General features: G+C 47.3%; 7 protein-coding genes and 2 pseudogenes. 6 read left to right on the forward strand and 3 right to left on the reverse strand.

Going from position 1 to position 8,210, the window contains the following annotated elements; all coding sequences use genetic code 11:
• Together L693_RS27835 and L693_RS0107810 are read left to right on the forward strand one after the other, a co-directional pair.
• Positions 1–157 (forward strand): PTS sugar transporter subunit IIB (locus L693_RS27835; protein ID WP_442950167.1); only part of this gene is annotated, 157 nt, incomplete at its 5' end.
• A gap of 89 nt (positions 158–246) precedes the next feature.
• Positions 247–957: a GntR family transcriptional regulator gene (locus tag L693_RS0107810; RefSeq protein ID WP_025716785.1), complete on the forward strand. Its 711-nt coding sequence runs from the start codon at positions 247–249 to the stop codon at positions 955–957.
• Positions 958–1,062: 105 nt separating this feature from the next.
• On the opposite strand, the pseudogene L693_RS0107815 reads toward L693_RS0107810, so the two are convergent.
• Positions 1,063–2,543, reverse strand: a pseudogene (locus L693_RS0107815) (family 43 glycosylhydrolase).
• A gap of 346 nt (positions 2,544–2,889) precedes the next feature.
• Between L693_RS0107815 and hmpA the strand changes: the two are divergent.
• Complete coding sequence (hmpA, locus tag L693_RS0107820) at positions 2,890–4,116, forward strand: NO-inducible flavohemoprotein (protein WP_025716786.1); 1,227 nt, start codon at positions 2,890–2,892, stop codon at positions 4,114–4,116.
• A 65-nt stretch (positions 4,117–4,181) separates the two neighbouring features.
• Here hmpA and serS read toward each other — a convergent pair whose 3' ends face one another.
• Positions 4,182–5,468 (reverse strand): serine--tRNA ligase, encoded by a 1,287-nt coding sequence (serS, locus tag L693_RS0107825; RefSeq protein WP_025716787.1) that lies wholly within the window; start codon positions 5,466–5,468, stop codon positions 4,182–4,184.
• 490 nt (positions 5,469–5,958) lie between these two features.
• On the reverse strand, positions 5,959–6,165 hold the full coding sequence (locus L693_RS0107830) for a DUF1657 domain-containing protein (RefSeq protein ID WP_014280765.1): 207 nt from the start codon (positions 6,163–6,165) through the stop codon (positions 5,959–5,961).
• Between the two features lie 271 nt (positions 6,166–6,436).
• On the opposite strand from L693_RS0107830, the gene L693_RS0107835 reads away from it, so the two are divergent.
• The 3 genes and pseudogenes from L693_RS0107835 to L693_RS0107845 form a co-directional block, all read left to right on the forward strand.
• Positions 6,437–7,297 carry a DUF421 domain-containing protein gene (locus tag L693_RS0107835; protein WP_025716788.1) on the forward strand — a complete coding sequence of 287 codons (861 nt, stop codon included), beginning with the start codon at positions 6,437–6,439 and terminating at the stop codon, positions 7,295–7,297.
• 24 nt (positions 7,298–7,321) lie between these two features.
• Positions 7,322–7,804: a stage V sporulation protein AC gene (spoVAC, locus tag L693_RS0107840; protein ID WP_025716789.1), complete on the forward strand. Its 483-nt coding sequence runs from the start codon at positions 7,322–7,324 to the stop codon at positions 7,802–7,804.
• 1 nt (position 7,805) lies between these two features.
• A pseudogene (locus L693_RS0107845) lies at positions 7,806–8,210 on the forward strand (stage V sporulation protein AD); the annotation flags it as partial.

Below are 8,210 nucleotides of genomic sequence, written 5' to 3' on the forward strand. Positions count from 1 at the left end.
TGGCCCGCAAATGAGTTTTCTTAAAGGACAGCTGGAAAAGGAAGCAGCCCAATATGGTATTCATGTAGAAGTGATTGACATGATGGCATACGGAATGGTTGACGGTAAGAAAGCCTATGAGCAGGCTGTGAAGCTGGTGGAACGCAAAAATGGATAAAGTCAATTTGCAGAACCAAAAGAACCAGCGCTACTGATGTTTTGGTAAAATGCTGACATAAAACAATTTTTAGTACAGGTGGTAGACAGATGAACAAATACGAGCGGATTGCACAAGAGGTCAAAGAGCGGATTATGAATAAGACCTATAGCAGTGATGATCCGATTCCCGATGAGATCTCACTGGCAAAAGAGTTTTGTGTAAGTCGGATGACGATTAAGCGGGCATTGGACACATTGGTGGCGGACGGGTTGCTGAATCGTAAAAGAGGACACGGAACCTTTATCGTCAAATCAGTTCACAATGACCCTGTTAACGTTGTCGTAAATGAAATGCTGGGGTTAACCAACGTACTGCGCGGGAAAGAGATCAAAAATAAAATCGTCGCCTTTGACGTTCAATTTCCATCCGAAGAGGTAGCGGCCCATCTATTTATTGATGTCGATTCTCCTGTATATCATGTGATCCGTCTGCGTGTCGTGGAGGGTGAGCCCTACGTTATCGAACGCACATACATGCCCACGAAGCTGATCAGCGGTATTACCGAGAAGGTGCTGCACGGTTCGGTGTACAAGCATATCAAGGAGGAACTGGGCCTGAATATTGTCGGTTCACATCGTACCATCCGGGCGTCCAAGTCGACAGAACTGGATCGGGAGCATTTGGACTGTGCAGCGGATGATCCAATCCTGGAAATTGAGCAGGTGGGTTATCTGGATACGGGTATACCATTTGAATACTCATTCTCACGGCATCGGTATGACAAATTTGTGTGTACCACAGTCAATCGAATGCGTTGAGCTAGTGAATACAAAGTGGATAGTAATGTGGTCAAAAGAAAACATGGCAGAAGGAGCCTCCTTAATGTAGGTGCTTTCCTGCCATGTTCTTTTTCATGAAACGAATTAGTTACCCAGCAGTCTAACTTCATGCACCGTCGGGGTATACCAGTTGTTCGGGTTATTGAATAGCACTGCATTTACAAGATTGATTCGCACGTAGCGAGCTTGAAAATTGACTTTGTCACTGGTAAAACCATACGTGGTATTACCTGTGCGATCAATCGTGGAGTAGTTAACTCCATCTGTGCTGTATTCAATTTTATATTTGTAGTACGCTTCAGAGTCTTTGTACATAAACCATGAAATATCCACTTCGCTGATGGTCTTGCTACTGCCCAAATCGACCTGCCACCAAGCAGGCCAAGACGCAGATGCAGCTGAGCTAGCAGTCGCTGTTTTGCCCTGTGCGTGATTCACAAGGGACGGCAGGATGACTGTGCCTGTCGCAGCATCCAGATCCCAACTGCTGTACCAGTTCAGGGTTGCCGTTTTGTTGGAGTCATTCAGGGTCAATGGCAACCAGATGAATTTATGGTCGCTCAGTTTGAGCGGATTCCAGCGGTCGCCCATATAGATATAGCTGGTTCCTGCGCTGCCTGTAATGGTAGCGATGGAGTGAATTTGCGAACCGTAAGCTGCCGGGTCACCGAAGGGCGACAGAGCAGACCAGCTTCCAGTCATGGAGCTGGCGGTTGCGTAAGCTCCTGATTCGGATACCAGCCGGATGCCTGCGAGGTGAACAGGTAGTAGGTATTGTTCTTTTTCACAACAGCAGGAGCTTCACGATAGCCATTTTCAAAAATCCAGCCAACGAACGACTGCACGCCTGTATAATCGGCTGTCAGCTTGAAGATTGCCATCGTATCGTTGGCGCCGCCATTTTTACGGGAAGCTGTAATAAGGTAGCCGCTACCGTCAGTATCCGTGAACACTGTCATATCACGAGACTCGTAATTCAGCGGGCGGAAGCTGCCTTGGTAGGCAAAATTTCCGTCGGGTGTATCGCTGGTAGCGACGGCTACACGACCTAGTGAGTAGTCCGTGCCATTTTCATAATGTGCCCATAGTACATATTTTCCGGTGGTTTTGTTGTAGATGACTTTGGGACGCTCGATTTTGCTTGAATTCAGCTCAGGGGCGGAATCTTTGGTGAGAATAGTGCTGCGGAAGGACCAATTTTTCAGATCGGTTGAGGTATATACGTTCACTTTTTCAAATTTCCAGTTCTCGGCATGCTCGCCGTACCAATAATAAGTGGAACCTACTTTTAGGATATTACCGCTGTTCGCCTGAATCGGGTTACCTGCGGTGTCCTTCCAATCCGTTCCGTTTGTAATGGCTGTACTTGCTGTTGTGTTCAGAGATAGTTCGGCCTTGGCGGCGTCCAAACCATCCAACGTTTGGTTAACCTCGGTCCCGTAGGTTGCTTGCGTAACGCCTGTTGTATTGGCATGTGCTGCATTGGGTTGAAGACCTGCACTGGCCACTGCGAACATGATACAAATCCATACGGCTAACCATTTGCTGCTGTTGATCCACTTCACGATATCATCTGCCTCCTTTAACTCGAATAGGATGAGCCGGAACAGCTTGTCCGGTACCTCATCTTCGATTGTATCCTAATTGGAAGCGTTTACAAGTGGGATAAATTGAAGTCTTTGGAATGGTTCCCGTGGGAAGATGCCATTGCAACTAGCTTACTACGACTGGATAAAATTGTGCGTTTTATCATTGACACGTTCACAAATTATTTCAAATTTAAAGTGACTGGAATCACATGAACGGTTACTTTATGTGGGTATACTTGCTTTAAATTGAGGGTTACAAATGGGTGGATAATGTTGAAACACCCTTTGTTGATCTTATTTTGGAGAGAAGAGGGATACTAAGATGCTAAGTGAGCAAACCATTGCAATGATCAAATCGACTGTACCTGTTTTGGAGATACACGGAACTACAATCACCAAGCGCTTTTACCAGATGATGTTTGAGGCCCATCCCGAGCTTCTCAATATATTCAATCACGCGAATCAGAAGCAAGGACGTCAACAGGGAGCGCTGGCCAACGCTGTATATGCGGCTGCACAGCACATTGACCGCCTGGAAGAAATTCTCCCGGTGGTACGTCAGATTGCACATAAGCACCGCAGTTTGGGAATTAAGCCAGAACATTACCCTATCGTCGGAAAATATCTTCTTGCTGCGATCAAGGACGTGCTGGGAGATGCGGCTACAGACGAGATCATCAACGCATGGGCCGAGGCCTATGGTGTGATCGCTAATGTATTTATAGACGTGGAAGCTGAAATGTACAAGGAGGCGGAACAGCAGCAGGGAGGCTGGTCAGACTTTAAGAGCTTTGTTGTGCAGAAAAAGGTTAAGGAAAGCGAGCAAATTACGTCCTTTTATCTGGTGCCGCAGGATGGACAGGTACTGCCTGCATTCGAGCCTGGACAATATACCAGCTTGAAAATGGAAATTCCGGGTGAACATAATACCCACATTCGTCAATATAGTCTTTCAGATGCACCGGGACAACCTCACTACCGGATATCTGTAAAGCGTGAGGATGCCATAGAGTCCCGCCCGGCAGGTAAAGTTTCTGTGTATCTGCATGAGCAGGTGCAAGAGGGCGATGTGCTGCAGGTATCTGCACCGGCTGGTGATTTTACACTGGATCGGGCAGATCACAGACCTGTCGTGCTGATCAGCGGTGGGGTCGGGTTAACCCCGATGGTCAGCATGCTGGCTTCCTTGGTGAAGTCTGACCCGGATCGCCCTGTCACCTTTGTCCATGCAGCAGTCAATGGGGATAACCATGCTCTGCGTAATGAGGTGGAAATGCTGGTCGCCGCACATACACTGGCCACAGTACGGTGGTGCTACAGCAGTCCAACAGAGCAGGATCGGCTGGCACAGGCCTTTCACAAGGAAGGCCGTCTGGACCTGCCTTGGCTGCAATCCGTAATACCGGATTGGAACGCCCAATATTATTTTTGCGGTCCTGAAGCGTTCATGCAATCGGTGTATGCACTGTTGAAGGAGTGGAATATCCCTGTTTCGGATATCCACTATGAATTTTTTGGCCCTGCCAGTGTGTGGGAAGCAGAAGCATAATGACACAATGAGCCAGCAAAAAAGACGAAGGATAGTTGTCCTTCGTCTTTTTGCAATGATTAGAATTAGAAATTTGTGCTCAAAAATTCCATACCTCGCGGCATATATCGACGTAAAGCCTCCGGAATACGGATCGAACCGTCCTCTTGCTGATGATTCTCCAGCAACGGTATCAAAATCCGGGGCGAAGCAACCGCTGTGTTGTTGAGCGTGTAGCAATATTGCAGCTTGCCCTCCGCATTGCGGTAGCGGATGTTGGAACGGCGCGCCTGGAAATCAAGCAGTTGGGACGACGAATGTGTCTCGCCGTAAGCCTGACGGCTGGGCATCCATGTCTCAATGTCCACCTGCTTGTAGGTTTTTTGTGCCATGTCGCCTGTACAGACAGCCATCTTGCGGTAGGGCAGCTCCAGCAGTTGAAGCAGGTCCTCCGCATTGCGCGTAATCTCCTGGAACATCTGCTCCGAAGCGTCCAGACTGGCTTCGCAAAGCACGACCTGCTCCACCTTGGCAAACTGGTGCACACGATACAGTCCGTGCACATCCCTTCCGGCTGAGCCGACCTCATTGCGGAAGCATACGGACACGGCCGCCAGCCGAATCGAGTCCGTAACATCCACAATCTCACCGCTGTAATACGAGACCAGCGGCACTTCCGAAGTGCCTACAAGCCACTGATCCTCTCCTGTGATGCGGTACGTCTGATCCAGTCCGAGCGGGAAGAAACCAGTGTTGCGCATCGCCTCTGCACGTACCATCAGCGGAACATCCAGCAACTGGAATCCACGTTCAGTCAGCAGATCCACCGCAAGTTGCTGCACAGCCCGATGCAATGCGACCCCTGCTCCCGTCAGATAGTAGTTACGGGTACCGGCTGTTTTGACACCCCGAGGAACGTCGATTAGCTTATGAAGCTTACCGAGCGCCATATGATCCTTTGCTTCAAATCCGAAGTTCGGAACCGCCCCGACCCGCTCTAGTTCTACATTATCCTCATCTGATCTCCCTCGTGGCGTATCTGGTGATACGATATTAGGCATCAGAAGCAAGAGCTGTTGAAACTGTTCCTCTACTTCCTGTTGCGGGGCTTCCAGAAGATCTAGCCGTCCGTTAATTTCTTTGACCTGCCGCTTTGCCCCTTCTGCCTGTTCACTCTTGCCGGCATGGATGAGCGCGGCAATATCCTGACTACACTGATTACGCTTCTGCCGAAGTTGTTCCACTTCCTGAAGTAGCTGCTTTCTCCGATCATACAGGGTCAGCAGCTCTGCGACCGATACCTGTATTCCTTTGCCGTCTGCTGCCTTCTGAACCTGCTCTTGATGCTCTCTAATCCATTTGATAGCCAACATGACACCGCACTCCTTTTCGGATAAAAATACAAAAAGCGCCCTCATCCACATGGGACGAGGAGCGCTTTGATCTCGCGGTGCCACCCAAATTGACCGGACAGCATGACAGATGTCATGACTCTCCAATCCACTTTGCTCCGCTGTAACGGGCGGGTCCGGTTTACTTAGGTACATATCGCCATATCCTACGCTAACGTATGGTCCTTGGCGTAAACGCCTCCGAGTTGGATGCTCTTCACAGGCATAATATCGTTTGCTTTTTTGTTAGTATACGGATTTTCGCCAGGTTAATCAAGGGCATGAGTCGGCACATTGGATGACTTCCTTTTTTCATCGTGATCTTTCCAATAGCCAGTCCCAAACGTTGAACGAAAAAGCCTTCAAAACCACCGTTAAAATGGGTTTGAAGGCATCTTTATTGCTTGAAATCCTGTCTAAAGTGGGGCTGAAAAATCATAAAATGACTTTTGGGACAGCCCCTTTCTCATTCTTAGAAACCTTTGTATTGTGGTTCTTCATTCTCTAACTGCTGTACTCGGCCCTCGACTTGCTGCAAAATTTGTTGTGTTTGCTGAGCCGCGTTTGTAAAAAGAGTTTTTGCCTCTTGATTTTGGGTGCTCAAAGCGAATGTTTCTAAGCTAGCCTGAGCGCTTTTTAATGAAGCAACACACGTTTTGACATCGGAAGCTACGGTCATTTTGATTCACCTCCTTAAAAGGATTAAGGCGTAAGGAACGGAAATACTACTATTCCTGCCCAGACGACATATATAATGTATCCCCTTTTTTCGAAATCATACACCGAAAAGAGCGATAAAAAGCAAAATCAAAGGAAAGTGATATTGCACAAAAAAGTAAACATTTACATTTCAATGAATAAAAAGACGAAAAACTGACGATCTTGCTTATATATGGTTTACCATCAAGTGGAAACATGTACTTGGTGCAAAGAATAAAGGGGGCTAAATGATGCCAGATTGGTTACTTATTACATCACGAACATTGTTAGCGATTGTCGTACTTTTTATAATGACTAAGCTATTGGGAAAGAGACAGATTTCCCAGTTATCCCTTTTTGAGTACATAACGGGGATCACGATCGGAAGCTTGGCAGCCTATACTTCATTAGAGATGGATCAAAAATGGTATTTAAGTGTCATTTCATTGTCTGTATGGGTAGGCGTCTCTTTAGGAATCGAATTTTTACAAATTAAGAGTAAAAAAGGAAGGGATTTTATTGATGGTAAACCAAGGGTCATAATTAAAGACGGAAAAATTCTGGAGGATAACCTTAAGAAGGAACGACTTACCACCGACGAACTGATGGAACAGCTGCGAAAAAAAGATGTTTTTCTTGCGTCGGATGTAGAATTTGCGATTATGGAGCCGAATGGAGAAATCAACGTCCTGCTAACGAAAGAAAATCAACCCCTGACACCCAAACACCTAGGCATCAAAGTGGGGCCTGAAAAGGAGCCGCAGGTAGTCATTATGGATGGAAATGTCATGGATGAACCATTAGCTGTGATGGGACTCAACCGGGGTTGGCTGGATGCGGAACTCGAAAAGATGGGCGTTGCAATCGAAAACGTGCTTTTTGGCCAGGTAGATGCCTACGGCCAGCTTTATGTTGACTTATTTGACGATCAGATCAGAGTTCCTAAGCCTCAGACTAAAGCTTCTTTGCTGTCGACTTTAAAAAAATGTGAAGCGGATCTTGAAATGTTCAGCCTGTCCACCCAATCGCCAAATGCAAAAAAAATGTATGAAGAATGCGCAAAAGAGCTGAAACGGGTCATTAAGGAAGTCAGACCGCTACTCATTCGTTAGATCAGATGATCAGGAGGATTGAAAATGAGCAATGAAAAGATGAAAAAAGCAACGCCGGTCCAACAGGAGTATCAAAAACTTGCCAAGCAGCTTGAACCAAAACGGCCCTTATTCCAAAACTGCTGGCGTGCGTTTCTTGCCGGGGGGACGATTTGTGTGATTGGACAAGCAATTCAGGAAATGTTTGTTCATTGGGCCGGCTTTGATGAGAAAAAAGCAGCCAATCCCACTGTGGCCGTGTTAATTCTCATTTCCGTTATTTTAACGAGCCTCGGCGTATATGACAAATTCGGGCAATGGGCGGGTGCCGGTTCGGCTGTTCCCGTTACTGGTTTTGCAAATTCAATGGCATCCGCCGCTATTGAACATCGCAGTGAAGGTTTTGTATTAGGCGTCGGCGGAAAAATGTTTAAACTTGCAGGTTCGGTTATTGTTTTTGGAACTGTAGCGGCATTTTTCGTGGGTATCATCACGTTTGTGCTTAAGGGTACTGGAGGAGGACATTAATATGCTAAAAGGGCATCAAAGTTGGATCTTTGAAAATAAACCGGTGATTCGGGCTTCGGCTACCGTAGTTGGCCCGTTTGAAGGCAGAGGGCCCCTTGCCGACGATTTTGACATCATACATGGTGACTCCATGCTGGAAGAAGAAAGCTGGGAAAAAGCTGAGAAAGTTTTGATCGAGCAAGCTGCAAAACTGGCGATTGAAAAAGCAGGGTTAACCAAGGAGCAAGTTCAGTTTCATATCGGCGGCGATTTGATGAATCAAATAATCAGCACCAGCTTTGCCGCTCGTACTCTGTCGATCCCCTATCTTGGCGTGTTCGGTGCCTGTTCAACCTCGATGGAAAGCTTGGCTCTTGCGTCCGCACTCGTCAATGGCGGAGCAGCGAAATTCATACTGGCAGGGGCC

Origin of the sequence: Paenibacillus sp. 1-18 (assembly GCF_000520755.1) — a bacterium.
Taxonomy (GTDB): domain Bacteria; phylum Bacillota; class Bacilli; order Paenibacillales; family Paenibacillaceae; genus Paenibacillus; species Paenibacillus brasilensis.